We start from the raw sequence: 25,154 nt of genomic DNA on the forward strand, positions 1-25,154 counted from the left end.
CCTCCTATACGGTGGACACTTCCACCAGCTGATGAAACGTGCGGATCAACTCATCGGAAGAAGACAGGAGCAACTCCGTGGCAAGCTCTGCTTCTTCCTTCCAGGCCATGTATATTTGTGAACTCTCCAGAGGGCGTTTTCCCTTGGGGGTTTGCAGCCGATACTGACCCGGCTCCTCTGCAAGCAGCCCCAGCTCCGCGAAAATGGCGATCATGCCATCCAGCAACTTCCGGTTCCACTTCAGCCTGCGCGCCAAAGCGTCCAGATGAATATGCGGGACAATGGGCACTTGCATGAGAAATTGGTAAAGCTGCTTGAAATGCTCCCTGCCCGGGCAAGAAAGCCTTTCCATTCCCAGGTCCGGATCACCAAACAGGCAGTAGATTCTCTCCGCCTGGCTCACCTGGTGCAGGATCGCTTGCAAGTCGGCGCGGCGCTTGGGCAGGTCGTACAGCATCACGTTTTGCCATACCGGCAGCGGCTCACCTGGAGCCTTTTCCGCACCGGCGTACCAGATGAAACGGGCCTGCTCCGGGGTCGCCCTGGCGTGAAAATATTCGTAGCTCTCCTCGCGAAAGACGACGGTCCAGGAACCCGGCTCGCCAGCGATTTGCAGCCACTTTTCCCACTTGTCCCGGCTGCCGCGCCAATCGAACACCTGCTGATGGGGCACGGACAGGTCGCGAATGGTCAGCTGCGGTTTGCGATTCCCGTTCCACTCGTTGACCGACAGCTCGCCCAGCACGTTGAACCTGGCTTTCGAGGTAACCTGTTTCGTGACATGCGCCCAGTTAAAGCCGATGGCATCAACGGATGTCCCTGCTTTTTGCAAGGTGCATTTCAGATGATTGTCGTCTCGCCCGATGATCCTCAGACCGCTCGCCTCCACGCCTTCGAGCAGGACGAGCGGCGTCGGATTGCCCATTCCGTACGGCGACAGCCGCTCCAGCTGCTCCGCTGCGTCGAGACTGATCTCCTGGATGTCCATGGCGACATCGACCTTGGTCAGCGGGATGAAATCGTCTGCGGTCAGCCATTCGTCTGCCAGCTCGTTCAGCCTTTTCCGCAGCGGTTCGAGATTTTCGACCGGGAGCGTCATACCGGCAGCCATCGTATGCCCGCCGTAATGCGGCAGCCACTCCTTGCACGCGGTCAGCGCCTCGTACATGTCAAAACCGGCGATGCTGCGGGCAGAGCCTTTTGCTGTACCTTTGACAGGGTCGATCCCCAGCACGATTGTCGGCCGGTAAAAATGCTCGACCAGCCGTGATGCGACGATGCCGACGACCCCGACGTTCCAGCCTTCCCTGGCTACCACCAGCACCTTGTTCTCCTCTGGCGGATACTCCTCGCGAACGATCCGGATCGCTTCCTCCGTCATGGACTGGACAAGCTCCTGGCGTTCGCGGTTCAGATTATCGAGCGTCTGGGCGCACTGCTCGGCTTCCTCGGGATCTTCTGTCGTCAGCAGCTTGACTGCCGCTTCTGCCGTCTCCAGCCTGCCGCTCGCATTCAGGCGCGGTCCGAGAGCAAAACCGACGTGGCCTGCTGACAGTTCGCTGTCGGCAAGCCCGCTGACGCGAATCAACGCCTGCAGCCCAATGTTTCTGGTCTGGTTCAACCGCTTGAGACCTGCCCGGGCCAAAATGCGGTTTTCGTCGACCAGCGGAACGAGGTCTGCGATCGTCCCCAGCGCCGCCAGGTCCGCCAGGTGCAGGGGTGCTTCCCCCAGCAAGGCATGTCCTACCTTGAAGGCGACGCCGACACCGGCCAGCATGTCGAACGGATAGGAGCAGCCCGGCTTCTTCGGGTTGATCACAGCAAATGCCTCCGGAATGACAGCCGGAGGTTCATGGTGGTCAGTTACAATGACATCCAGACCCAGTTCTTTGGCGTATTCCACCTGCTCGACCGCACTGATCCCGGTATCGACGGTGATCACCAGCTTGTAACCGCTTTGCTGCAAGTGTGCCAATGCGTCTTTATGTAACCCGTATCCTTCCGTAAACCGGTTGGGAATGTAGTAATCAAATACCGCGCCGAGCTGGCGCATCAAATGTACCATGAGCGATGTCGAGCTGACTCCGTCTGCATCGTAATCGCCGTAGATGCAGATCGGCTCTTTCCTCTCGATAGCCTGCCTGATGCGGTGGACGCTTTGTTCCATGCCATCCAGCAGATATGGATCGTAAAACAACTCCGGGCCTGCCTGTAAAAAATCGCGGGCCTTCTGCGGCGAATCGATGCCGCGAATTACCAGCAGCTTGGATACCAGCGGAGTCAACCCACATTCGGCAGCAATGGCCGTCGCCAATTGTTCGTCATAAGCAGCCACTTGCCAGCGTGATTTCGCTTTCAACATGAGCCACCCCTCCAATCCCCATTCATTATAGAGGATGGAGGATGAGACTGACAACTGCGTAAAGCAAGCGCTTCCCTTACTCGTGTTCCTGCGGCCTTGGATCATAGGGATTGATATGGACAAAAACATCCCTCACTTGCGCGTGCTTCTCCATCAGTTCGCGCTTGACCTGTTTGCCGATCCGATGCCCCGCCTCGACTGTTATGTGCGGGTCCACCCCGACCTTTACATCGACGATCAAGTAGTGTCCGTGCTCCCTCGCCCGCAGCGTATCGATGCGCAATACGCCCGGCACGCTGCTGATCGTCTGCCGCAGCTCTACCGTGTCTTCTTCATGCAGGACGTGATCCAGCGTGCTGTGAATGGATTCCATCAGGATATTGTAAGACATTTTCAAAACCAGCACAGAGACGAAGATCCCGGCAGCGGGGTCCAGATACAGCATCCACGGGACGGACAGCCGTTCGCCTGCAATCGCGCCTCCAATCCCTACCAGCGCAGCAAACGACGAGTAGACGTCTGACCGATGCTCCCACGCATTCGCAATCAAGGATTGGCTGTTCAGCTTTTTGCCAAGGTTGTACTTGTAGCGAAACATCCATTCCTTGACGCCCATGGAGCCGATCGCTGCCCAGACGGCGATAAAACCCGGCGCTTCCAGCGGCGCAAAAAACGACTTGATGGAAGACTGGGCAATCTCGAAGCCGACGACCACAAGCAGTACCGCCACGATAATGGCCGAGATCGACTCCGCCTTGCCGTGGCCGTACGGGTGATCTGCATCGGGAGGCCGCTCTGCCGCACGCAGGCCGATCAGCACTGCCACCGAACCTACCACATCCGAAGCGGAATGGACGGAATCGGCAATCAATGCCTGCGATTTGGCAAGCAAACCGATGACGAGCTTGATCGCAGCCAAGGAGAGATTGCCCACGATCCCCACCCATGCTCCAAACTGCGCTTTCGCGAGACGATCATCCATGATAGCGACGCCCCCTTTTCCCACTTGATTCCTTCGGAGAGCAGAAAACCGCGGGGAATCCCCGCGGCACTTCAACCCTATTTACAAAAAATCATACTGCTATTGTGCTTTCTTTTTGCGCATATTCCGTTCTTTCAGGTTCACCCAAATTTGAGCGGCGATGAAAATCGAGGAATACGTACCACTCACCAGACCGAACAGCAGCGCCAGCGAGAAGTTGCGGATGCTCTCACTGCCCAGCACGGCAATCGCCAATACGGTGAAAAAGACGGTCGCTACCGTATAGACAGAGCGGCGCATGGTCTGCCACAGAGACACGTTGACGAGATGCTCCAGGTCAGGAATGGTTTTGGACTTCATCGTTCTTAGGTTTTCCCGAATCCGGTCAAAAATTACGATCTTATCGTTGATCGAGTAACCGAGAATGGTCAGCAGCGCTGCGATGAACGTCAGGTCTACTTCCAGTCCGAGCACCGAGAACAGGGCGATCGGGATGAACACGTCGTGAATGAGACCGACGACGCAGGCAATCCCGAACAAAAGCTGGAAGCGAATCGCAATGTAGATCACAATCCCGATTGACGCGATCGCGACAGCAATCGCCGCTTTTTTCACCATCTCGCGGGCGATACTCGGGTCCACCGTGGAGACCTGCTTGTTCACCTGATCCCCGAATTTGGCCTTCAGCCCTTGCTCCAGCTTCATCATCGTGTCAGAGGACACCGTCTGGTCAAAACGGGTGAACGCCTGATACGTACCATATGGCGTCACGGGTGTAAAGGCTACATTCGGAATTTCCTTCTTGATGACGGCCTCTACATCAGCCACCTTGAATTCTTTCCCGATGTACAGGTCAAGACGGGTACCCGCTTTGAAGTCTACCCCCAAATGCAGGCCCTGAATCAAAATGAACAGCAAGCCAAGGATGATAATCGCGGAAGATCCGATAAAAAACTTCCGCCGGTTTTTAACGATATCAAAACGGACGACCGTGTCGCGGTTATTAAAGCTCACCGATCTCACTCTCCTTTACTCCGAACCAGAACGGCTTTTTAAACATGTTGGAGCGGACTACCAGCCAGAGGAGGAATCGAGACCCGAACACGTTGGTAATGATACTCACGACGATCGTCATCGCCAGGACGACAGCAAAACCTTGGATGGAGCTCGTCCCAAAGTAGAACAGCACGCCTGTCGCAATCAGCGTGGTGATATGCGCGTCCAAAATGGTGATCAGGGAGCGGCGTTCACCGGAGCGAAATGCCGACAGAATCGTCTTGCCGGAACGAATTTCTTCCTGAATGCGCTCGTACGTAATGATGTTCGCGTCAACCGCGATCCCGATGGAGAGAATGAAGCCGGCAATCCCCGGCAACGTAAGCGTCGCGTCCATCCAGTCCAGGACGAGCAAACAAAAATACGTAAAGCCCGCCAGTGTAATATTGGCAATCATTCCCGGCATACGGTAGACGAGCAGCATGAACAGGAAAATCAAACCGGCACCGATATACCCTGCGTAAATCGTCTTCTGGAGGGCGAGAGCACCCAGCGAAGCCCCTACCGATGTTACCTGTTTCTCAATCAGTTTGGCAGGCATCGCCCCGGAGTTCAGCAGGTCAGCCAGCTCTTGCGCCGATTCCTGGGTGTAATCCCCGGTAATTTGCGCGCTTCCGCCCGTGATGACCGACTGAATGGTCGGGTTGGTCTGCAAGTTATCGTCCAGATAAATCGCCATGCGTTTATGTAGATTCGCACGCGTGACATCTTCCAGTTTTTTGGCGTCAGAGAATTTGACGGTTACCAATGGGCGTTTCAGATCGTCGTAGCCGACAGCTGCGCCGTTCGGAGCGAGGTCGCTGCCGCGCAGAATGGTTTTGCCCGATTCGTCGCGGAACGTCAGTACAGCCGGTTTTCCGATTAGCTCGCGAAGCTTGTCCTGGTCAGCCGATTGTGAAGCGATCTTGACGCGAATCCGGTTTGGCAGTTCCGTGTCGATGACGGGCTCTGCCACGCCGCCGATGTTAATCCGTTTCTCAATCATGTGTGCGGTTGATTTGAGCAATTCAATGTCAACCTGATGTCCGGCTTCCAGCGGCTCTACTTCGTACAAAATTTCAAAGCCGCCTTGAAGGTCCAGACCGAGTGTGATCTTGCCTGCCACCTGCGTGGTCGTCGTTGCGAGCAGCGTGCCAAGCAGCCCCACAACAACCAGGAACAGGAGGAATCTTCCCCATTTTATCATCGCAGTAATACCCCTCTTTCGTAACAGGGTCCCGTCCCTTGACGAGAAACCAGTATGCCCATTATAGCGAAGTATGAAAAATCGTGTCAATTCACGCTGGAAAAGTCAACCATGGTAACCAACCCCTTGCCTTTGACCTTGCATGCGCACTTTCTTTCCTACGAATGTGCGCCGGGGAAGTTTCACTGCGAATTGCGATACATTTGAATCATCAAATAGTTCATGTACTTGTTCGGCTTCAGGGACAGGATATCGTTGACCAGACGGTGCATAGGCGGTATTTCCTTGTAGACGTGGCTGACACATTCCCAAATGTCTTCAGCCGTCACATTCTCGTAGCCGAGCAGAGCAAACTCCTCCGCCTTGCTCTGGCAAATACTTGAAACCTGACGAAACCAACCATCTTTTTCCGCTTGGTCCAACATTTGAATCCCCCCAAACTAGTCATGCCGGGTGCGGCACGTCCATATCCTGTAGTAAATGAAATTCCTCGCAAAGGAGCCTTCCATGAGACAGTCATTTTTTTACGGAACGGTCATCCTCATAACCGCCGGCGGCATCACCAAAGTGCTCGGGTTCGCCCACCGCATCATCCTCTCCCGCATCATTGGCGCAGAAGGGATGGGGCTGTATCAGATGGTCGTGCCCCTCTTGTACTTTCTCATTACGCTGACAACGTTCGGCTTGCCGGTGGCCATCGCCAAGCAGGTAGCAGAAACCGAAGCGGCCAACAATCCGCGGCTGACGCGGCGCTTCCTCGTGCTCGCGCTGTCCGTCACCGGCGCCATCAGCCTTGTCGTCTGCTCCCTCCTGCTGCTGCTTGCAACATGGATTTCAGGCGGGCTGTTCACCGACCCGCGCGCGCACATCGTCATGCTGGCCGCCATCCCCGTCATCCCCATCTCCAGCATTTCCCTCGTGCTGCGTGGCTACTTCCAGGGCAAGCAGAACATGATCCCGACAGCGGTCTCGCAGCTTCTGGAGCAGGTCGTCCGCATGGCCCTGGTCGTCGTCATGACGATCTCGTTTTTGCCTTTGGGCATCGAGTACGCAACCGCCGGGGCGGTAGCCAGCATCATCTTCGGGGAAGCGGCCGGGCTTCTGTACATATTGTGGCAATATCGCAAAGGAAGCAAAAAAACCGCTGCGCTCCTCCTGGAAAAGCCTTTGCTTCAGGCAGTATCAGCGAGTCGTGCAAGCCTTGGCCAATTGATCCGCGTCGCCTTTCCGGTGACCCTGAGCCGCCTCATCGGTTCCATCGCCTACGTGCTGGAGCCGATGCTCGTTCCGCCGGCGCTCGTCATCGCCGGATTTTCGACAGCCACCGCCACCGGACTGTACGGCCAGTTCGCCGGAATGGCCGTGCCGCTTTTGATGTTTCCGACTTTTCTTACGTATTCCTTGTCCGTTTCCCTCGTTCCTGCCGTCGCGGAGGCCGCCTATCAAAATAATGCTCCCCTCGTGCATCGCCGCATCTACCAATCGATGCGGATCACACTCGTAATAGGAGCACCTTGCACAGTGTTGCTGACGGTTTTCGCGGAGAGGCTTTGCGGACTGATCTACGGAAGCCAGTTTCAGGAGGTGGGCTTTCTCCTCAAGGCGATGGCTCCCTTTTCCGTCTTCCTGTTTTTTCAGGCGCCGCTCGCAGCTGCCCTGCAGGGGCTGGATTTCGCCCAGGTCGTGTTCCGCAACACGCTGATCGGCGCCATCGTCAAGACGGCCGCCATGTTCCTGTTTACGGCCCACCCTGCGTTCGGGATTCACGGCGCCGTCATCGCAATGAACATTGGCATTACGCTCGTGACCCTGCTGCACTTCGCCAGTCTGACCAAAAAGATCGGATTTGCGATCGACATCAAGGAGTTTGGCAAGATCGGCGCCGCGATGCTCGCCATGGGCTACTCCGGTTCGTACATGGCCAAACATTGGTTTACGGACGCATCGGCAGGACAGCTCCTGCTCTCCTGCACGCTTGCCAGCACGCTGCTCTACGTCGTCCTGCTCGTGGCCATGCGCGTCCTTGGCAAGCAGGATGTGCGCCGCATCCCGTGGATCGGCGAGCAGCTGGCCGTGTTTTTTCCCCGCCGCTAATGCTACTGCAGCGGCGGTTTGTCTTTTTTGTCCAGATACATGACGCCTCTCTCATCAATGCTGCAGAACGATACTTCCCGAATGTCGCGAATGCCGTACTTGCGGATTTCCCGCTTGAGCCAAAGCTCGTTTTGGCCGATCTTGTGCAGCGCTTCCGTCCGTATCCGGCCGTCGAGGATCAGCGGAATCGGAAGCCCTTTGTAGGAAACAGGCTGCGATTGCGCCCGCTCCGTCAGGCCGATGTCTTCGCGCTTGACCGGCTCCTTTCGCTCTTTCAGAAAGACGCTCATCTGGCCGGTCGGCTCCAGTAAGGCGAACTCGACGTCGGCAATATTTTTCACGTTTTTTTGCCGCAAATGCACCAGCAGATCATCCATGTTCAGACGATTGCGCTGCAGCGCCGCTTCCCTGATCTCTCCGTTTTCAATGATGACATCCGCGGAGCCGTCCACGATATCGCGGACTTTTTTGCTTTTCAGCGAGATGTACGCCATGATAATCTCCAAAACTCCGATGAGCAACATCGGTATGTAAAACAGGATCGCCGGCTTGTCGATTTCCTCAATCGCCAGAACAGCCATTTCCGCGAGCATGATGGAAATGACCACGTCAAACACAGACAGCTTTCCCAGCTCCCGTTTTCCCATCAGGCGCAGCATCACCAAAAGAAAAAAGTACGAAAACAGGGTGCGAAGTAACGCCGTTGTCATATCTTCCAATCGTGCCGCCCCCCCACTCAACATTTGTTAGTAGTCATGTGCATCAGGGGGCGCAACTATTACCGCCAATTACAGCCACTTTCGCTTGCGGAAAATGTGCAGCATGGCAAAGGTCATCGCGAGCATGATGACGAGTGCCACCACCAGCATGTACGGCTCTGCCTGTTCGCCGAGCCAAGAGAAAGTGTTCATCCCGAACAGACCGGTAATAAATGTAAGCGGCAGGATGATGGTGGAAATGATGGTCAGCACGCGCATCGTCTCCGTCGTCTTGGCGCTGATAATCGTGTAGTAGGTGTCCAGCGCACCGTTTACCAGATCGCGGAACGTCTCCGTCGAGTCGGCAATCCGCTCCAGGTGGTCGGTCAAGTCGCTGTAGAACGGAACGTTTTCCTCGGATATGTCGAAAGAATAACGGCCATTGACGTTGGCGAAAATTCTTTTTTGAGGCATAATCACGCGACGAATCAAAATAATCGTTCGCTTCAGCGCCAGGAACTCTTCGGTGATTTCCTCCATCTGGTGCTCGTAGATCTCGTCCTCCAGCTCGTCAATCCGCACGCTGATCCGGTCGATAATCGGGAAGTACTCATCGGTGATCCCGTCCACAATGGCGTAAAGCAAATAGTCGGGGCCCCGGTTCAGGTACGAAATATTGCGATGGCACATGGCCGCAATTCGCCCGATGGTATTCATCGGCGATTTGTGAATCGTCACGATGTAGTTTGGGCCGAGAAACACGTTCAGTTCTACGGTCGTAATTTCGTCGTCGCTCTCTTCATTGTAGCGGAGGGCGTGAAAGACAAAGAAATAGTAATCGTCGTACTTGTCTACCTTGGCACGCGGACTGACGTGCAGACAGTCCTCAATTGCCAACGGGTGAAAGTCGAAGATCTTGGCAATATAGGGAAGTTCGTTGTTTCCTACGTCGTACAGATCGATCCAGAGCAAATCCTCCGGTGATTTCAGCCATTGATCCTTGGTAGACAGATCAACGTCGTGAAACATCTTCTGTTCCGAGTGGTTGTAAAAGTACGTTTTAATCATCTTTCTTCACCCCCGTCTCATTCCCCATCCATCATACGAAAATTCCTTTCAATGTTCAACGCGAAGATGAATACGTCGCCCAAGCCTTTCATATAGATGGTACAAACAGTTGACCAGCGAGGGGGTAAATCGCGTGCGGAGTGCATCCACCTCTGTACTGACAGGTCTTTTGTATACGCTCGGCCTCGTCCTGACCGGCGCATTGCTCGCTACTTTTCTTCTCAGCTTTACCGATCTGCGCGAAAGCTCACTGCCCTATTTTACGTACGTCATCAACGTCATCGGGCTTTTGACCGGCGGATATGTCACCGGGCGGCGCTGCGGCGGCAAAGGCTGGTATTACGGCGGACTCACAGGCATCACGTACTTCATTCTCGTATTGCTCATCGGCTTTCTCGGCTTTGACGCTCCCATGCAATGGGGGATGCTGCTCTTTTTGCTCGGCGCGTTCGTGCTGGCGGGTCTCGGCGGCATTCTTGGGGTAAACTCCAACAACTCCGGCACCAGGCCGAAAGGAACCAAGCCCAGACGGTAGACGCACCGTATCATGGACAGGAACTAAAAAAAGCAGGCGGGCATCCCACCTGCTTTTCCTGTATTCGTCTTGCTTGTTCCGGACGCCGGATTACTTCGCTTCCTCGGCTTCTTCCGCTTTCGCTGGCTCTGCCTTGGCTGGCTCCGCTTTCGCCGGAGCAGCTGCATTGCTGGCGGACACGACGCTGTTGATGGCACCGCGGTCGAACGTCACGTTTACATTGTGTGCGACACGCAGAGTAACCGTGTCATCCGTCAGGTCCGTAATCGTTCCGTGCATGCCGCCGATGGTGATGATTTTGTCGCCTTTTTTCACGGCTGCCAGCATGGCATTACGCTGCTTCGCTTTCTTTTGCTGCGGACGAATCAGCAAAAAGTAGAAAATCGCAAACATGATGATGATTGGTAAAAAGCTTTGCAAGCCCTCCATGTAAATCCCCCTCGATTAAAAAGATCTATCTTCACCCAAACCATATTGAGCGAAAAACTGGTCGCGGAAATCTTGCAAACGGTCTTCGGCAATCGCCTGGCGCACCTGCTCCATCAGCTTCACGAGGAAGTGCAGGTTGTGGTACGTCGTCAGCCGAATGCCAAAGGTTTCCTCCGACTTGACCAGGTGTCGGATGTAAGCACGCGTGTAATTCTTGCAGGTGTAGCAGTCGCAATTCGGGTCCAGCGGCGTAAAGTCGCGCGCGTACTTCGCATTGCGGATCACCAGCCGCCCCTGGCTCGTCATGCATGTCCCGTTGCGGGCGATGCGTGTCGGCAGGACGCAGTCAAACATGTCGATTCCGCGGATCGCTCCCTCGATCAAGGCGTCCGGAGAACCGACTCCCATCAGGTAACGGGGCTTGTTCGCCGGCAGAAGCGGGACAGTGCTCTCCAGCACTTCGTACATCAGGGAGAAAGGCTCCCCTACGCTGAGGCCGCCAATTGCATAGCCCGGAAAATCCATCGAGACGAGATCGCGGGCGCTTTGCGCGCGCAAGTCGTGGTACATCCCGCCCTGGACAATCCCGAACAAGGCTTGTTCGTTCGGACGCGCATGCGCCTTCAGGCAACGCTCCGCCCAGCGCGTCGTCCGCTCCATCGATTTCTGGACGTAATCGTACTCTGCCGGATAAGGGGCGCATTCATCAAACGCCATAAAAATATCGGCGCCCAGCGCATTTTGAATCTGGGTCGCTTCTTCCGGACCGATGAACAGCTTCTCCCCGTTGAGGTGGGAGCGGAAGGAAACGCCCTCTTCTGTTATTTTGCGCAAGTTGCTCAAGCTAAAGACCTGAAATCCTCCGGAATCAGTGAGGATGGCGCGGTCCCAATTCATGAATCCGTGCAGTCCACCCGCCTCACGCACGATCTCGTGACCGGGGCGCAGGAACAAATGATAGGTATTGCTGAGAATAATCCCGGCCCCCATTGCCTTCAATTCCTCGGGGCTCATCGTTTTGACCGTTGCCTGGGTGCCGACCGGCATAAAGACAGGCGTGTCGATCGTCCCATGCGGCGTATGCAATTTGCCGAGACGTGCTCCGGTTTGCTTGCATGTCTTGATTAATTCGTAGCGTACAGCCAACTCTTTGCACTCCTCAAGCTATGTATGTAAGTCCTTCCTATTATAAAAAAATCTCACAGTGAAGTAAACCCACATGACCTGGCAGATATATAAACAAATGCGAATGTCCACAATTTGTCTACAGAATCAGCATGGCATCGCCAAAGCTGAAGAAGCGGTATTCTTCTTCGATCGCGCTTCTGTAGGCGCGCAGGACGTTTTCTTTGCCTGCCAGCGCGCTCACCAGCATGACCAGCGTGGACTTCGGCAGATGGAAGTTCGTCAGCAGGCCATCCAGGATGGAGAACGTGTACCCTGGATAAATGAAAATGTCCGTCCAGCCCGAAGTCGCCGTCAGCTTGCCGCCGTTTGCCCTGCCAACCGTCTCCAGCGTACGGCAGGAGGTCGTGCCCACCGCGATCACCCGTCTTCCCTCCGCCTTGGCCTGATTGACGATCTGCGCCGTCTCTTCCGGAATCTCGTAGTATTCGGCATGCATCACATGTTCCTCGACCGTATCGGCTGCCACCGGGCGAAACGTCCCCAATCCGACGTGCAGCGTGACGTACGCCAGCTGCACTCCTTTTGCCGCGATCTGCTCCAGAAATTCTTTTGTAAAATGCAGGCCGGCAGTCGGCGCGGCAGCCGAGCCCCGCTCCCGGGCATATACTGTCTGATAGCGCTCCCGATCCTCCAGCTGCGCGTGAATGTACGGCGGCAGCGGCATGGACCCGAGCTGGTCGAGAATCTCGTAAAAGATGCCGTCATAATGGAAGCGGACAATCCGCCCGCCGGTCTCCGTCACATCCTCGCACGTGCAGCGCAAGAGGCCGTTTCCAAAGATAACCTCTGTCCCCGGTTTTACCCGCTTGCCAGGCTTCACGAGCGTTTCCCACCGGTCATCCCCCAGCGATTTTAACAAGAGAACCTCGATCTTGGCTCCCGTTTCCGCCTTCTCCCCGATCAGCCGCGCAGGCAGCACGCGGCTGTCGTTCATCACGAGGACGTCTCCCGGAACGAGGTGATGGATCAGGTCCGTAAAACGCTGGTGCGAGATTTCTCCCGTCTTTTTTTGCAAAACCAGCAGCCGGGAGGAGGTCCTCTCCTCCAACGGGTGCTGGGCGATCAAATGTTCTGGCAGTTCAAAATCAAATTGTTGCACATCCACAAGCTGTTGCTCCTTTTATGACAGTTCATGTGTCCTCTCGGCGTTATGGCTCGATGGTCACATCCTGGTAGTAGTGTTGCAAGATCTCTTTGTAGTCATACCCTTGTTGTGCCATCGCTTTCGCTCCGTATTGCGAAACACCCAGCCCATGACCAAAGCCTGTCCCCCGGAACAGGAACTTCTGCGTCTTGCTGGCTACTCGCCAGTCATCCGTTCCGCGGTAGATCAGGAACTCGTCGTTGTAGCCATTGGCGGAAACGGAGTCGTAATCATTTGCGCCCACGACCTGTACATCCCGTCCCGAATCCGGATAGTTCGTGCGCTTTCCGTTCGCTCCCAGCACGGTAAATGTGCCCATTTCCTCGACATCGAACTTGGTACTGCGGAGGGTGCTTCCCCCTTGCTGGAAAATAGAGCGATGGGCGTCAGGAGAAGATACAGCAATCTTCGTGCCGTCCGCTTCCATTTCCAGCACCCGTCCCGACGGCCCGCGCTCCGTCACCCGCAAGCTCTCCAGTGCAGTGGAGACGCGCGGCGCATTGCTCTTGGCCTGATTGGCGTTGATCATGCCCGCTACTTCCGCCGGGGTGTACGGACCTCTCGTCCACGAGAACGCATTTTCTTCCGGTTCCTCCGCCACGATTGTCACTTCTGCCCCGATCGGCAGGGTGGCAAGCACCCGGTGGTAGGCGGTACTCGGTCCGGAGCGAAGATTGGTGCTGTTCGTGCTGACGACTCCCAGCCGCAGTCCGACTGGATTGGTTCCTCCGCTCACTTTCACCAGATCGCTACGAATGTATCCGAGAGAACCGTCGCTAAGGGAAACGAGATACCAGATGTTCGCCTTTTCCAGCGGCTCGGTATCGTCGCTCATGACAGGCCGCAGGTAAGGGACAGGATTGCCCCACACTTCCGTGCCATCTGCAGTCATCCCGCCTGCGTCGGAATAAAACAGCGATTCCGCCACTTTCCCTTTGTAGTAGATGACCTCGCCTTCCGTCTCGTCCACCGCTTCCCGGATGTCTCTGGATTCCTTTTGATAGCCGTAGTAAGCCTGCTCGTACACCGTATCGGACACGTTCGCCACGCCGTACTTGTTGCCTGAGCCGACAGCGCGGGTACGGGCGAGCACAGCCTGCGCCTTCAGCGCTTCGAGAGGCCAGCCCGGTGCCATCTCCGAGCCTACCACGCCGTACAGGTACTCTTCCAGGGAAAGCTCATTGACCAATGTCAGGTTGCCCTTGTATTCAGACAGTTCCATCTCCCCGCGATAGGTGCGCTGCTCGCGCTCTGCGACGCCGATCAACGGGACGGAACCGGCTTTTTTCGGCTCGACAGTCAGCTTCACCTGCGGGGAAAACATGTATTTCCAGATCGTATCGCTCTTGGAGCCGTATACGTCCTGCTTGAGCACGACGTACGACTTCGCACCAGGCTGCTTGTACGTGCCGGGCACAGCCGCAGCCGCCTTGCCCGCCAAGGCGTTCAGCGCATCCTGGGTGGCCTCATCTCCGATCCAGACAGCGTACGTGATTTTGCTCCTGTCCGCCACGAGTACCGGGTACGCGGCAATACCTGCCGCCTCGAACCGCGCCTGCCGGTTCTGCGCTTCCTTCAGGCTGTCGTAACGCCCTGCTTCCAGCCGCAGCGGCCCTTTGACGACCGGCTGCTGTCCCGTCGCCTGCGCGATGGTCTTCGCCTGGTTGGCGGCAGCCTGGTAATTGTTATAGGTGCCGCTGACGATCTGATAGACTACCTGGCCGCCGCGCTTTGCGACCTGAATGCTGCCTTCGTATTTGCGCTGGCTCATTTGCTGCGCGATCTGCTGGGCCAAGTTCCAGTCGCTCGTCTCCGCCACGATCAGATGATATTCGTCGACCCGAAAACGGGCGTCGTCTCCGCCCAAATTCGGCAGCTTTTCTTTTCCATCCGGACCGGACAAGGTAACTTCCATTCCTTTTTCCGACGTAAGCGTGACAGCTGGTACCACGCCCCGATAGCCTTGTCCAGTATCTACAAAGAGGGCCACCCGGATATTTTTGCCAGCCGCTTCTGCAGGCGTGTAACCTGAGAGAAGCACGGCTGACAATACACCCGCTGAAAGGACTTTTCCCATAACTTTCTTCCACATGACGTCCATCGTCCTTCCCTTCCTTAAGTAGTGTCGAAAACTGGCATGAACCCCCATGCTTTTCGACATACCCAGCTCGTTCTCCTTCCTCTTTTCGGAATTGCTTTGTTTTTCGGCAGCATCATGAAAAGGGAACCATCGGGAATGAATCCCCAATGGTTCCCTTTTCATTTAAACAAGCGAAATAGATAGGTCAAAAGCGACAGCACGATACTGATAACGATGCAGGTGACGACAGGAAAGTAAAACTTTACGTTTTCTTTTTCAACCACGATGTCGCCCGGCAGCCGACCCAGCGGCAAAAACCTGCCGCCGATCTGCCACACTAGCCCGATCACAATCAGTACGGCACCGCCGATGACGAGAAGTTTGGCTATCGGATTCACGCTTTCATCTCCCTGCCAAAATGCTGGTACGCGCTGGGGGTCAAGACCCGGCCCCGCGGGGTGCGCTGCATGAAGCCAATCTGCATCAGGTACGGCTCGCAGACATCCTCGATCGTTTGCGACTCTTCGCCGATCGTCGCCGCGATGGTGTCCAGACCGACGGGACCGCCGTCGAAGCGCTCGATGATGGCGAGGAGCAGCTTGTGGTCGATGTGGTCGAGGCCGCACGCGTCCACCTGCAGCCGCTCCAGCGCTTCCTTGGCGATCTCGGTCGTGATGACGCCCTCACCTTTGACCTGCGCGAAGTCCCGCACCCGCTTGAGCAGCCGGTTCGCGACGCGCGGGGTGCCTCTGGAGCGCTTGGCGATCTCCTCGGCGCCGCCTTCCCGGATCACGACTTGCAAAATATCCGCCGCCCGGGTGACGATAAACGCCAGTTCAGGAACCGTGTAAAACTCCAGCCGATTAACGACGCCGAACCGGTCGCGCAGAGGGGCAGACAGCATGCCGGCGCGGGTCGTCGCTCCGACCAGGGTAAACGGCGGCAAGTCGAGCCGCACGCTGCGCGCGCTGGGGCCTTTGCCGATGATGATGTCCAGCGCGAAGTCTTCCATGGCCGGGTAGAGCACTTCCTCCACACTGCGGTTCAGCCTGTGAATCTCGTCGATAAACAGGACATCCCCTTCCTGCAGGTTCGTCAGGATCGCCGCCAGATCGCCCGGCCTCTCGATGGCAGGGCCGGACGTCGTGCGAATGTTGACGCCCAGCTCGTTTGCGATGATTTGCGACAGCGTCGTTTTGCCGAGGCCCGGCGGACCGTACAGCAAGACGTGATCGAGCGATTCCTTGCGCATCTTGGCAGCCTCGATAAAAATCTTCAGGTTTTCCTTGACGTGCTGCTGCCCGATGTATTCGTTCAAATAGCGAGGACGCAGACTCAGCTCCGCCGCATCTTCTTCCCAGTCCATCTGCGTTGTAATGATTCGCTGATCCACAGTCCTACCCCCTCATGAGCAAAGCGAGTCCTTGCTTGATAAGCTTCTCCACGCCATCGCCTTCCCTGGACTTTTCGGCCAGCGCATTTCTGATTTTTTGCAGCTCGCCGTCGGAATAGCCCAGAGCAGTCAAGGCTTCCAGCGCTTCGTTCAGCGACGACACGGCCTCTTCCCCGGCAGTCAGATCGCCGGCAGCGACCGTGAAAATCGCAGACGGCGTGTACCCTGCCAGCTTATCCTTCAGATCGATAATAATCCGCTGCGCGGTCTTCTTGCCGATGCCTGGAAACTTCGTCAAGTACGTCACGTTTTCCTGTTGGACCGCCATGACGAGCTGCTCCGGTGTCGCCGCTGCGAGGATCGCCAGCGCGCCTTTCGGGCCGATGCCGTTTACATCCAGCAGCTTGCGGAACAGGTCGCGTTCGTCCCGGGTGGCAAAGCCGTAGAGCAGAATCGCGTCTTCGCGCACGTGATGATGCGTGTACAGCTTTGTCCGGCTGCCCTCGTAGCGGACGAACTGGTACGGATTGGGACAAAACAGGCGGTAGCCGATGCCCCCCGTCTCTATGACGATGTATTCGGAATCAAGGTAGCACAAGGTCCCTTCTACAAAATCAATCATTTCTGAACTCCTTCCGAAATGGAAATAAACGCGCGGAACTGTGCATGCGTAATGGCAATTCCCAACGCATCCGCCACATCGTCAGGCTTCGGCACTTCCTTTAGCCGCAGAAGCAGCTTCGTCATTTCCTGAATCTGTTTTTTTTCGGCTCCGCCCCAGCCGGTCACTGCCTGCTTGACCTGCATCGGCGTGTACTCGTACACAGGCACGCCTGCGAGTTCTGCCGCGAGCAGGATCACGCCGCGCGCCTGCCCTACCGTGAACGCCGTCGTCACGTTTTTGTTGAAGAACAGCTTTTCCACGGACATTTCATCGGGACGATACGTCTCGATCAGGCTTTGCATAGCTTCAAAGATTTGCTTGAGCCGCAGAGGAACCGGCAAGCCTGCCTCTGTCTGAATGCTTCCGTACTGGACGGGGCGAAGCTGGCTCCCCTGTTTATCCAACACCCCAAACCCTACGATCGCAATGCCGGGGTCAATTCCCAAGATGCGCATGGCCAACTCTCCATGTATGTATTCTATCTTCTACTGTATCACAAAGCGCCCGAAAAGCGAACATGCATTTCCATTCAAGCGGCCGTCCCGGGCGAAAAATGAAGAACCCGCTCCCTGTTGCGAGAGCGGGCCATACGGTGTCTTCGCCTTAGTGTTTGTTCAGTCCCTGCAAATCCGACACATCGTGCTGCATGTGGGCGTACTCATCCACGCCGCTCTGCATCTGCTCATTGATCCTGTTGATCTGCTGGAAATTGAGCTTGTTGTGTCCCTGATTCAATTGAACGTACAAACGCTGGTGGAACTGGTCTTTGTAGCTACCTCTAGGCATCGAAGACATGCTAAAAGACTCCTCCTTCAAAGTTCACCGTATGCCCTCAGTATGGCAAAACCGCGCTCCGGTTATCATGCCAAGATTTACTCGTCGATTGTTTCATCCGGTGGAGACACTATCAGGGTGGAGGTGACCGACTTGCAAATGGTCAGGCTGTGCTTGCTCCAAGCCATCTGGCTGGCTGCCCTGTTCCTGTGTTCAGAGGGCAATGCGGAAGCGAAGACAGAAAACGATATTCTCATCTCTGTATCGGTGTCACCGGATGCCAGATTCGTCTCGACTCTGGAATTTTCTGATTCGCATTCGCTCATCCGCGAGTTGAACCGCACTCCTACGATTCCTGCCAGCTTTTCGCCAGATTGGACGCGCGCCCGGATCAAAGCCGGGAACCGCGATCTCGCCTTCGATTACATGGACAGGCTGCTTGATCCGAAAAAATCGCGCCAATACCTTCTGTCGCAGTCCCTTAGCGCAAAACTGGAGGAACTGGTGCAAACCGTGGAGAAAGCCCACTATGGCAAGGCGATTCACTGGGAGAAGGTCAAGCACTCGTTTGGCAGGATGAAGTACGCGACCGTGATCGACCTGGAGACGGGAGAACGCTTTAACGTCCAGCGCAGAGCCGGCAGCCGGCACGCCGATGTCCAGCCGCTGACTCGCAGCGACACACAGATCATGAAGCATATTTACCAGGGAAAATGGAGCTGGAAGCGGCGAGCGATTCTCGTCGAGGTGGACGGTATCTACTACGCAGCATCCATGCACGGCATGCCGCACGGGGCCGGAGCCATCCAGGGCAACGACTTTCCCGGCCACTTTTGCATCCATTTCACGGGCAGCTCTACTCATCTTCGCAAGGAGCCTGATCCCAGCCACAGCCTGATGATCCTGAAGGCAGCGGGCGCTTTGCCGCACAAAATTTTGGAAGCTGGCCCAAAAGAGTTGGTCGGCTACTTTCTGACCTCCCTCAACGAGCATGACAGCCATTCGCTGCGCATGATGACAGACGCCTCCCGCTTGCCGGCCGGGCTTGGGGACATCGAATCGGTGCGAAAGCCCGAAGACATCTCCTCCCCGTCTGCGGACTTGTTTATGGTGGAGATCCCTGTCCGGGTTGACTACTCGCTGCGCTCCGGCGGTCAACGCTCCGGGCGCTGTCGCTTTCTGCTGCTGCGCTCTGCCCCCTGGGAGCGTTGGCGAATCGTCGATGTCGTCCTACCGTAAGACAAAACAGGCTGTCCGCATCGGCAGCCTGTTTTTCTCATTCGTGGGCACAGTCACTCTGCATTCAATTGAAATTCTCCATAGGTGGACAGCACGCTGTTGTACTCGGCCAGATCCCGCACTCGGATGCCGCGCTTCAAGTTCTCCACTTCCTCCTTGGGCAGGCTCGCTTCCATCTTGGCCGTGTCGATCCGGTAAAAGGTCTGCACGACTTCATGGTCTGCCGGAAGGCCGTGAAACAGCGTGAGCGTCCCGTCAGCGGACAGGCCGAAGTGGCCGTTTTCCTTGCACTCCGGCGAAATGTCGTTTTCCCGTTTCATCAGGATCATTTTCGTCGCATCTGCTGCGACAATTTCCCAGCCTTTGTAATCTGCCATCGCATCGGCAAGATGATTGAGAGCGACCGGTTTGTGTTCTTCATCCCGCACTCCGCACAAATAGCTGCGAGCGAGCACGAATTCGTAGGATTTTCCTGCAGCCTCCAGCGGTTGGCCACTTCCGCCCGCGAGCAGCTGCTTGAGTGCGGCCGACTCTTTGCCGCTGTTTTGCGTAAAGACGACGCCAGCAATCAGTCCCGTCAGCAGGGCAAGCACCCAAGACGCAACCACCATCCATTTTTTGTTCATGATCCGATTGAACCCCTTCACTAGCCTTTTCTTCCTATTCTCGCCAGAAAACGGGGTCTGCATACCTGAACTCTCAAGATTCGTAATTTACTACAAATTTACAAGGAATATCTACCAAACCCGGATTTTTAATGATAAACTTATTTTGCTCGGTTATTATTGTATAATTATGGAGGTAATCCGAAACATGAAAAAAGCAAACAAGCAAATGCTGGCTGCATGTCTGCTCAGCACATCCTTGGTTGTTAGCGCACTCACCTTCCCTCTCACCCCTGTCAGCGCTCAAACCAATCCCTCTCTCAAGCTGCGCCTGCTCGAAACGACTGACATCCACACCAATATCGTCAATTACGACTATTATCAGGACAAGTCCACCGACGAATTCGGCCTCGCCAAAACCGCTACCCTGATCAAAAAGGCGCGCGAAGAAGTCACCAACAGCATGCTGTTCGACAACGGCGACCTGATCCAGGGCAACCCCCTCGGAGACTACGTAGCGAAAATCGATCCGCTCAAAGACGGCGAAACCCATCCGGTTTACAAGGCGCTGAACCTGCTCGGCTACGATCTGGGCAACATCGGAAACCACGAATTCAACTTCGGCCTCGAACATCTCGAGCGCAGCATCAAAGGCGCAAACTTCCCTTACGTCAACGCGAACGTCTACGTCGATGACAAAGACAACAACCCGGCCAACGACAAAAACCTGTTCACGCCATACCAAATCCTCGAACGTACCTTCAAGGACGAGAGCGGCAAGGACGTAAAACTGAAAGTCGGCGTAATCGGTTTCGTTCCGCCGCAAATCATGCAATGGGACAAGAATAACCTGGAAGGCAAAGTCATCGCGAAAGACATTCTGGAAACCGCCAAAAAATACGTGCCGGAAATCAAAGCGAAAGGCGCTGACATCGTCGTAGCGGTCGCTCACTCCGGACTGGGTCCGGTAGAAGCAGCCGCCAACCTGGAAAACGCCACCTACCAGCTTAGCAAGGTAGAAGGAATCGACGCCATCCTGTTCGGCCACTCCCACCTTGTGTTCCCAGGCCCTGGCTTTGAAAATATCGAAGGCGTAGACAGCACAAAAGGTCTCATCAACGGCAAACCGGCTGTCATGCCAGGCTACTGGGGCAACAACCTGGGCGTAGTCGACCTGACCCTGACGCAGGAAAACGGCAAGTGGAAAGTGGCTGAAGCGGCGACCAAAGCAGTTCCGATTTACGATTCCAAAAACAAAGTTGCCCTGACCGGTGTAGATCAAGCCATCGTCGACGCCGTGAAGGAAGATCACGACCATACCGTGGAATGGGTGCGCTCCGCCGTAGGCACCACCACATCCCCTATCTTCAGCTACTTCGCCTTGGTGCAGGACGATCCATCCATCCAGATCGTGACCAACGCGCAGAAATGGTATGTGGAGAAAAACATTCAAGGTACGGAATACGAAGGCATCCCGGTCCTGTCCGCAGGCGCTCCGTTCAAGGCAGGCGGCCGCAACGGCGCAAGCTACTACACCAATATCCCGGCTGGCACCATCGCCATCAAAAACGTTTCCGACCTGTACATCTATCCGAACACGCTGAAAGCTGTGCTGGTGAACGGTTCCCAGCTGAAAGAATGGCTGGAACGCTCCGCCGGACAGTTCAACCAGATCGACGTGAACAAGACAGACGAACAAGCGCTGGTAAATGAAGCGTTCCCGACGTACAACTTCGACGTCATCGATGGCGTGACTTACCAGATCGACGTCACACAACCGTCCCGCTATGCAATTGACGGCAAGCTGGCGGACGAAAAAGCGAGCCGCATCAAAAACCTGTCCTACAACGGCAAGCCTGTGAAACCGGAAGACAAGTTCATCGTCGTGACCAACAACTATCGCGCAGGCGGCGGCGGAAACTTCCCGGGTCTGGACGGCAAAAACATCGTGATCGACTCTCCGGATGAAAACCGTCAAGTGGTGATCGACTACATCCTGAGCGAAAAAACGATCAACCCGGCCGCTGACCAAAACTGGTCCTTCGCGCCGATCAACGCCAAAGTGAACGTCACCTTCACAACGTCTCCGGAGGCCAAACCTTTTGCAGAGAAAATGTCCAAGCTGAAATACATCAGCACGCTGGATTCGGGCTTTGCGAAATTCAGCATCGACCTTTCCAAACCGGCATCCAAATAATGTAAAGAAGCTGATGGCATCTTGCCTTCAGCTTCTTTTTTCGTATGTGCGCCGGGATACGCGCCTGTCGGGGGACCTCTTTTCAACCTACAAAATGGTACTGCCCCCATGGCGAGCGTTGAAAAATTTGTTCCCCCGCCTGCAGGAAAGCCTGCCGTTCGTGGAAGAGCCTTCCTTCCATCTGCACGAGCTGCAGCACGCCGCGCATATGGTATCCGGGCCGATTGCTGTACAGGCCGGTGACTTCCCGCAAAAAGTTGTCCGGGTAGCGCAGCAGCTGGTGAACCATCCAGATTTGCGTGTCGCTTAAATAGTTGATCTTGCTGTACGCTTCTATCGCTTCGACGAACGAGCCAATCCGGTATTCCTGGAGGAGGAGCATCCTCGACATCAGCTGCACAAGATCGACCAACTGCACGTCATGACCGACGGTGTCCAGATCGATCAGGTAGCAGCTGCCTCTCGGCGTCAGCAAAAAGTTATGGCTCGCGACATCCCGGTGAGCCAGCGTCCCTCTCTCCACCGCCGCAAACATTTCCGGCGTCAGCGGCAGCCTGTAAGCAGAATGCAGCAATTGCTGGCCATCCTGTATGATCGAGGGGCTCATCTGCAGAATGATTTGCTCCAGCTTCGTTTGTGGACCGTTTTGTTCGATTTCCCACGTGATTCGTTCAAACTGCTCCAGCCTGCTCTCCCATTTGTCCAGAAGCGCCGCCTTCCCTTCATACGCATACGTGTGCGCGACAGGAAACCCTTGCGCCGCCACGTGGAAACGGGCAAGCGTCTCTGCGCTTTTCTTCACATCGTATAGAGAAGCATTGTCTGCTTCCCGTCCATCGATCATTTTCATAATCGTGTAATAGCGGTCTTCATAGGGAATAACTTTTGCTCCCCCTGCATCGGACACGTATTTGACCGTGTGCAGAAAGCCTCTTTCCCGCAAAGCATCCGAAAGCTGCGTGACCCACATTGCTTTGTCCAGTTGCTTATAGCCCTTGATGATCCAATGACCCCGGTCGGTCTTGAGCAAATTCACATTTCGTTTCGGTTTTACCGAGTGAATTTGACAGCGAAATGCTTTTTCAAGAGATGCTATGAGCCCTTTGTTCATAGCGAAACCGTTCAGTATGACGAGGATTGTTCGTGCCCATCGCCCCAATGCGGCCACAGCCCCGCATCGGGCAAGGAAGTGAACCGCGAAGACGGTGGGAACATCATGTTGTTCGGGTTCACTGACCCGCGGCCTCTCTTGGAGCCGCGACTGGCTTTTCGCTGTCTGCTTTCCGGGGAACATTCACAAGAGGAAGACGAGCAAGACGATTCTTCTACGACTTCAGCCCGGACTCGCGGACGTCGCCTGGGCTGTGGCGGAAACGGCAGCGGCATAGCTCCAGGCGGCATTGGCGGGCAAAACGGAACCATCGGCGGCAGCGGCATATACGGCCCGAACGGCGGCATCGGCCTGATCATCTGTGGCGATACTTGCCCTGGGAACGGCATCGGCATCATCGGCGGTGGCGGGAAAATCGGCCTCATCCACGGAACCGGGAACGGCGGGCACGGCGGTATCGGAAACGGCATCGGCGGACGCGGCCGGACTGTCGCTTGCGGGCGAACCTGCGGCTTGGTAGTTGTCTCTGGACTTACCTGCGGCTTGGTTGTCGCCTCCGGACTCACTCGTGGCTTGGTTGTCGTCTCCGGGATCACCTGTGGCTGCCGTGTCGGCTGTGCCTGGATCGGAGGGTACGTCGGCGGGCACGGCGGGCAATATTGGTTGTACGGAGCCGCTGGTGGAAACGGACTCTGCGTAGGCGCAACCGGCGGCTGGTAAATATACGGGCTCACCTGCGTCGGCGGTACGTTGGGATGCATGTACGGACTTAATTGCGTCGGCGGCACGTTCGGTGGATACAGGTACGGACTTACCTGTGTCGGCGGAACCGGGCGCGGCATCATCGGCGGCTGCTGCACATTCGGAAGCGCGGGCTGGGTCGGCAGCGGTGCAATCGGCCTTGGCGGCTGCGGCAACGCCGGGGTCAGCATTTCCGGCATGACGCTCGGTGTCGGAGCCGCTTCCGCCTTCTCTTTCACAGGCGCTTCCGTAGGCTTCGGTGTGGGACTCGGTGTGGGAGCCTGCGACTCTGACTCAATCTGCATTTCCTCTTCTTCAGGCTCTATCGGCCTGCGCTCGATTTCCTGCGGCACTTCCTGTTCCAGCTCTTCTTCCGTTATCGGTCTTTCTTTAACATGGGGCGATTCGCTTGATGGCGACTGAGATCGTCTTGGCTGGGGACGAACCGGTACGCCTCTGGACGGAATCTTAATTCTCGCCCCAGGGTAGATCGTATCGGGAGTCTTGATCTGACTGTTCAAGCGCAGCAATTCCTTGTAATCGACGCCGTATCTCTTGGCGATCTTCCACATGGTGTCGCCTTTTTGGACTACGTGGATTCTCAAAATTTCTCCTCCCTCGCGTAAAACTCCCTACCATGGTATGCACCCATGGGCGTTTTGCTCCTGGACGAGCCTTTTTCCCGGGAGTAAGAAGGAGAGCAGCAGGATAAAAAAAGAAGCCAGCTCTAGGAGTTGACTTCCTGTCTGTAAAACGGATACGTCCCCAGTTGGCGCACTTGGCAGCCGATCGCTTCGATCTCGGCAAAAGCCCCGGGAAGCAGGACGTCATCCATTTTTTGTTCGATGTCGATGACAAAAAAATAGCTGCCTAACCCTTTCTTGGTAGGGCGGGATTCGATGCGGGACAAGTTGAGCTTGCGCCACGCAAAAGCGGCCAATACCTGATAGAGCGCGCCTGGGAAATCTTCCGGCAGCGTCACCAGGATCGTCGTTTTCTCCCGGTTGGACTCCGGCAAATCCAGCGACTGTTGACCGACCAGGACAAACCGGGTGTAGTTGTTGGAAAAATCCTGAATATGCGGCCGTACGACCTCCAACGGATAGATGTCCGCATTCAGGCGCGTTCCGATCGCTGCCCACAGCTCTTCGGGGTGCTCGCTCACCGTCTGGGCTGCCAGCGCCGTGCTGTTCACATTTTCCACTACGGCTTGCGGCATATGCTCCCGAATGAAATGAAAGCTCTGGGCAATGGCCTGCGGATGCGACATGACCCGCGTGATCGCAGACAAGGGGACTTGCTGTTCGCGCCTGGCCATCAGCAGGTTTTGGGTAATCGGCAAAGCCAATTCCGCCAAGATCGGCAAATCGACTTCGTGAATCAGCCAGTCCAGCGTGGAATTGACGGTACCCTCGATGGAATTTTCGATGGGAACGATCCCGTAATCCACTTCCTCTTTGGCAACTGCATTCAGCACTTCAATAATGCTCGGGTACGGCACGTAATCAATCGGCAACCCGATCGGCAAGGATCGGGCTGCTTCTTCGGAAAACGTCCCACGCGGCCCGAGAAAAGCAAGTTTCTTTGGCATGGCGTTTCTCCTATCCA

25 protein-coding genes and 1 pseudogene are annotated in these 25,154 nt (G+C 55.8%); 6 read left to right on the forward strand and 20 right to left on the reverse strand.

Going from position 1 to position 25,154, the window contains the following annotated elements:
- Positions 1-4: 4 nt before the first annotated feature.
- From recJ to ACFSO0_RS07630, 5 genes are all read right to left on the reverse strand, one after another.
- The gene (gene recJ, locus ACFSO0_RS07610; protein WP_376878560.1) at positions 5-2,362 is read right to left on the reverse strand and encodes a single-stranded-DNA-specific exonuclease RecJ; all 2,358 of its coding nucleotides are present in this window, start codon (positions 2,360-2,362) and stop codon (positions 5-7) included.
- 76 nt (positions 2,363-2,438) lie between these two features.
- Positions 2,439-3,344, reverse strand: a complete 906-nt coding sequence (locus ACFSO0_RS07615) for a cation diffusion facilitator family transporter (RefSeq protein ID WP_376878562.1) — start codon at positions 3,342-3,344, stop codon at positions 2,439-2,441.
- Between the two features lie 99 nt (positions 3,345-3,443).
- Positions 3,444-4,358: a protein translocase subunit SecF gene (secF, locus tag ACFSO0_RS07620; RefSeq protein ID WP_376878564.1), complete on the reverse strand. Its 915-nt coding sequence runs from the start codon at positions 4,356-4,358 to the stop codon at positions 3,444-3,446.
- On the reverse strand, positions 4,348-5,586 hold the full coding sequence (gene secD / locus ACFSO0_RS07625; protein ID WP_376878566.1) for a protein translocase subunit SecD: 1,239 nt from the start codon (positions 5,584-5,586) through the stop codon (positions 4,348-4,350). Before secD ends, secF begins: the two co-directional genes overlap by 11 nt.
- Positions 5,587-5,768: 182 nt before the next feature.
- Positions 5,769-6,008, reverse strand: a complete 240-nt coding sequence (locus ACFSO0_RS07630; protein ID WP_376878901.1) for a post-transcriptional regulator — start codon at positions 6,006-6,008, stop codon at positions 5,769-5,771.
- A gap of 85 nt (positions 6,009-6,093) precedes the next feature.
- Here ACFSO0_RS07630 and spoVB point away from each other — a divergent pair, with 85 nt between their 5' ends.
- Positions 6,094-7,680 carry a stage V sporulation protein B gene (gene spoVB / locus ACFSO0_RS07635; RefSeq protein WP_376878568.1) on the forward strand — a complete coding sequence of 529 codons (1,587 nt, stop codon included), beginning with the start codon at positions 6,094-6,096 and terminating at the stop codon, positions 7,678-7,680.
- A gap of 2 nt (positions 7,681-7,682) precedes the next feature.
- Here the strand turns inward: spoVB and ACFSO0_RS07640 are convergent, their stop codons facing one another.
- Positions 7,683-8,390 (reverse strand): DUF421 domain-containing protein, encoded by a 708-nt coding sequence (locus ACFSO0_RS07640; RefSeq protein WP_376878903.1) that lies wholly within the window; start codon positions 8,388-8,390, stop codon positions 7,683-7,685.
- Between the two features lie 78 nt (positions 8,391-8,468).
- On the reverse strand, positions 8,469-9,446 hold the full coding sequence (corA, locus tag ACFSO0_RS07645; RefSeq protein WP_376878570.1) for a magnesium/cobalt transporter CorA: 978 nt from the start codon (positions 9,444-9,446) through the stop codon (positions 8,469-8,471).
- Positions 9,447-9,579: 133 nt separating this feature from the next.
- Here corA and ACFSO0_RS07650 point away from each other — a divergent pair, with 133 nt between their 5' ends.
- The gene (locus ACFSO0_RS07650) at positions 9,580-9,981 is read left to right on the forward strand and encodes a TIGR04086 family membrane protein (RefSeq protein WP_376878572.1); all 402 of its coding nucleotides are present in this window, start codon (positions 9,580-9,582) and stop codon (positions 9,979-9,981) included.
- Between the two features lie 90 nt (positions 9,982-10,071).
- Here ACFSO0_RS07650 and yajC read toward each other — a convergent pair whose 3' ends face one another.
- The 9 genes from yajC to ACFSO0_RS07695 form a co-directional block, all read right to left on the reverse strand.
- Positions 10,072-10,410 (reverse strand): preprotein translocase subunit YajC, encoded by a 339-nt coding sequence (gene yajC / locus ACFSO0_RS07655; protein ID WP_376878574.1) that lies wholly within the window; start codon positions 10,408-10,410, stop codon positions 10,072-10,074.
- Positions 10,411-10,425: 15 nt separating this feature from the next.
- Positions 10,426-11,556, reverse strand: coding sequence for a tRNA guanosine(34) transglycosylase Tgt (tgt, locus tag ACFSO0_RS07660; RefSeq protein WP_376878576.1), 1,131 nt, complete (start codon positions 11,554-11,556; stop codon positions 10,426-10,428).
- A 118-nt stretch (positions 11,557-11,674) separates the two neighbouring features.
- Positions 11,675-12,703: a tRNA preQ1(34) S-adenosylmethionine ribosyltransferase-isomerase QueA gene (queA, locus tag ACFSO0_RS07665; protein ID WP_376878578.1), complete on the reverse strand. Its 1,029-nt coding sequence runs from the start codon at positions 12,701-12,703 to the stop codon at positions 11,675-11,677.
- A gap of 43 nt (positions 12,704-12,746) precedes the next feature.
- A complete protein-coding gene (locus ACFSO0_RS07670) occupies positions 12,747-14,843 on the reverse strand; it encodes a SpoIID/LytB domain-containing protein (protein ID WP_376878580.1) in 2,097 nt (698 codons plus the stop codon).
- Between the two features lie 158 nt (positions 14,844-15,001).
- Positions 15,002-15,220 carry a DUF2905 domain-containing protein gene (locus ACFSO0_RS07675; RefSeq protein ID WP_376878582.1) on the reverse strand — a complete coding sequence of 73 codons (219 nt, stop codon included), beginning with the start codon at positions 15,218-15,220 and terminating at the stop codon, positions 15,002-15,004.
- Positions 15,217-16,215, reverse strand: coding sequence for a Holliday junction branch migration DNA helicase RuvB (gene ruvB, locus ACFSO0_RS07680; protein ID WP_376878584.1), 999 nt, complete (start codon positions 16,213-16,215; stop codon positions 15,217-15,219). Before ruvB ends, ACFSO0_RS07675 begins: the two co-directional genes overlap by 4 nt.
- Before the next feature lie 4 nt (positions 16,216-16,219).
- On the reverse strand, positions 16,220-16,837 hold the full coding sequence (ruvA, locus tag ACFSO0_RS07685) for a Holliday junction branch migration protein RuvA (RefSeq protein ID WP_376878586.1): 618 nt from the start codon (positions 16,835-16,837) through the stop codon (positions 16,220-16,222).
- Positions 16,834-17,334: a crossover junction endodeoxyribonuclease RuvC gene (gene ruvC, locus ACFSO0_RS07690; RefSeq protein WP_376878588.1), complete on the reverse strand. Its 501-nt coding sequence runs from the start codon at positions 17,332-17,334 to the stop codon at positions 16,834-16,836. The genes ruvA and ruvC overlap by 4 nt, the downstream gene beginning before the upstream one ends.
- 148 nt (positions 17,335-17,482) lie before the next feature.
- Complete coding sequence (locus ACFSO0_RS07695; RefSeq protein ID WP_376878590.1) at positions 17,483-17,674, reverse strand: hypothetical protein; 192 nt, start codon at positions 17,672-17,674, stop codon at positions 17,483-17,485.
- 117 nt (positions 17,675-17,791) lie between these two features.
- On the opposite strand from ACFSO0_RS07695, the gene ACFSO0_RS07700 reads away from it, so the two are divergent.
- On the forward strand, positions 17,792-18,892 hold the full coding sequence (locus ACFSO0_RS07700) for a hypothetical protein (protein WP_376878592.1): 1,101 nt from the start codon (positions 17,792-17,794) through the stop codon (positions 18,890-18,892).
- 53 nt (positions 18,893-18,945) lie between these two features.
- Here the strand turns inward: ACFSO0_RS07700 and ACFSO0_RS07705 are convergent, their stop codons facing one another.
- Positions 18,946-19,518: a BofC C-terminal domain-containing protein gene (locus ACFSO0_RS07705; RefSeq protein WP_376878594.1), complete on the reverse strand. Its 573-nt coding sequence runs from the start codon at positions 19,516-19,518 to the stop codon at positions 18,946-18,948.
- A gap of 187 nt (positions 19,519-19,705) precedes the next feature.
- Here ACFSO0_RS07705 and ACFSO0_RS07710 point away from each other — a divergent pair, with 187 nt between their 5' ends.
- Positions 19,706-21,694, forward strand: a complete 1,989-nt coding sequence (locus tag ACFSO0_RS07710) for a bifunctional 2',3'-cyclic-nucleotide 2'-phosphodiesterase/3'-nucleotidase (protein ID WP_376878596.1) — start codon at positions 19,706-19,708, stop codon at positions 21,692-21,694.
- Between the two features lie 82 nt (positions 21,695-21,776).
- On the opposite strand, the gene ACFSO0_RS07715 is transcribed toward ACFSO0_RS07710, so the two are convergent.
- Positions 21,777-22,805: a phosphotransferase gene (locus tag ACFSO0_RS07715; RefSeq protein ID WP_376878598.1), complete on the reverse strand. Its 1,029-nt coding sequence runs from the start codon at positions 22,803-22,805 to the stop codon at positions 21,777-21,779.
- Between the two features lie 105 nt (positions 22,806-22,910).
- Here ACFSO0_RS07715 and ACFSO0_RS07720 point away from each other — a divergent pair, with 105 nt between their 5' ends.
- Both ACFSO0_RS07720 and ACFSO0_RS07725 read left to right on the forward strand, forming a co-directional pair.
- Positions 22,911-23,525, forward strand: coding sequence for a hypothetical protein (locus ACFSO0_RS07720; RefSeq protein WP_376878913.1), 615 nt, complete (start codon positions 22,911-22,913; stop codon positions 23,523-23,525).
- 39 nt (positions 23,526-23,564) lie between these two features.
- Complete coding sequence (locus ACFSO0_RS07725) at positions 23,565-23,969, forward strand: hypothetical protein (RefSeq protein WP_376878915.1); 405 nt, start codon at positions 23,565-23,567, stop codon at positions 23,967-23,969.
- 47 nt (positions 23,970-24,016) lie between these two features.
- Here ACFSO0_RS07725 and safA read toward each other — a convergent pair.
- Together safA and pheA are read right to left on the reverse strand one after the other, a co-directional pair.
- Positions 24,017-24,151: pseudogene (gene safA / locus ACFSO0_RS07730) on the reverse strand (SafA/ExsA family spore coat assembly protein); the annotation flags it as partial.
- 122 nt (positions 24,152-24,273) lie between these two features.
- Positions 24,274-25,137, reverse strand: coding sequence for a prephenate dehydratase (gene pheA, locus ACFSO0_RS07735; protein WP_376878600.1), 864 nt, complete (start codon positions 25,135-25,137; stop codon positions 24,274-24,276).
- Positions 25,138-25,154: the final 17 nt, after the last annotated feature.

The organism is Brevibacillus sp. GCM10020057 (genome assembly GCF_042683565.1).
Taxonomy (GTDB): domain Bacteria; phylum Bacillota; class Bacilli; order Brevibacillales; family Brevibacillaceae; genus Brevibacillus.

Excerpts from the sequence above, each read along its gene's own strand:
- ACFSO0_RS07720 (WP_376878913.1), top strand. The coding sequence starts at position 22,911 with ATGTTGTTCGGGTTCACTGACCCGCGGCCTCTCTTGGAGCCGCGACTG.
- spoVB (WP_376878568.1), top strand. The coding sequence starts at position 6,094 with ATGAGACAGTCATTTTTTTACGGAACGGTCATCCTCATAACCGCCGGC.
- ACFSO0_RS07640 (WP_376878903.1), bottom strand. The coding sequence starts at position 8,390 with ATGACAACGGCGTTACTTCGCACCCTGTTTTCGTACTTTTTTCTTTTG.
- ACFSO0_RS07615 (WP_376878562.1), bottom strand. The coding sequence starts at position 3,344 with ATGGATGATCGTCTCGCGAAAGCGCAGTTTGGAGCATGGGTGGGGATC.
- ACFSO0_RS07715 (WP_376878598.1), bottom strand. The coding sequence starts at position 22,805 with ATGAACAAAGGGCTCATAGCATCTCTTGAAAAAGCATTTCGCTGTCAA.
- ACFSO0_RS07705 (WP_376878594.1), bottom strand. The coding sequence starts at position 19,518 with ATGAACAAAAAATGGATGGTGGTTGCGTCTTGGGTGCTTGCCCTGCTG.
- secD (WP_376878566.1), bottom strand. The coding sequence starts at position 5,586 with ATGATAAAATGGGGAAGATTCCTCCTGTTCCTGGTTGTTGTGGGGCTG.
- ruvA (WP_376878586.1), bottom strand. The coding sequence starts at position 16,837 with ATGATTGATTTTGTAGAAGGGACCTTGTGCTACCTTGATTCCGAATAC.
- recJ (WP_376878560.1), bottom strand. The coding sequence starts at position 2,362 with ATGTTGAAAGCGAAATCACGCTGGCAAGTGGCTGCTTATGACGAACAA.
- ruvC (WP_376878588.1), bottom strand. The coding sequence starts at position 17,334 with ATGCGCATCTTGGGAATTGACCCCGGCATTGCGATCGTAGGGTTTGGG.
- ACFSO0_RS07725 (WP_376878915.1), top strand. The coding sequence starts at position 23,565 with ATGTACGGACTTAATTGCGTCGGCGGCACGTTCGGTGGATACAGGTAC.
- ACFSO0_RS07710 (WP_376878596.1), top strand. The coding sequence starts at position 19,706 with ATGAAAAAAGCAAACAAGCAAATGCTGGCTGCATGTCTGCTCAGCACA.
- ACFSO0_RS07670 (WP_376878580.1), bottom strand. The coding sequence starts at position 14,843 with ATGGACGTCATGTGGAAGAAAGTTATGGGAAAAGTCCTTTCAGCGGGT.
- ACFSO0_RS07695 (WP_376878590.1), bottom strand. The coding sequence starts at position 17,674 with ATGTCTTCGATGCCTAGAGGTAGCTACAAAGACCAGTTCCACCAGCGT.
- pheA (WP_376878600.1), bottom strand. The coding sequence starts at position 25,137 with ATGCCAAAGAAACTTGCTTTTCTCGGGCCGCGTGGGACGTTTTCCGAA.
- corA (WP_376878570.1), bottom strand. The coding sequence starts at position 9,446 with ATGATTAAAACGTACTTTTACAACCACTCGGAACAGAAGATGTTTCAC.
- yajC (WP_376878574.1), bottom strand. The coding sequence starts at position 10,410 with ATGGAGGGCTTGCAAAGCTTTTTACCAATCATCATCATGTTTGCGATT.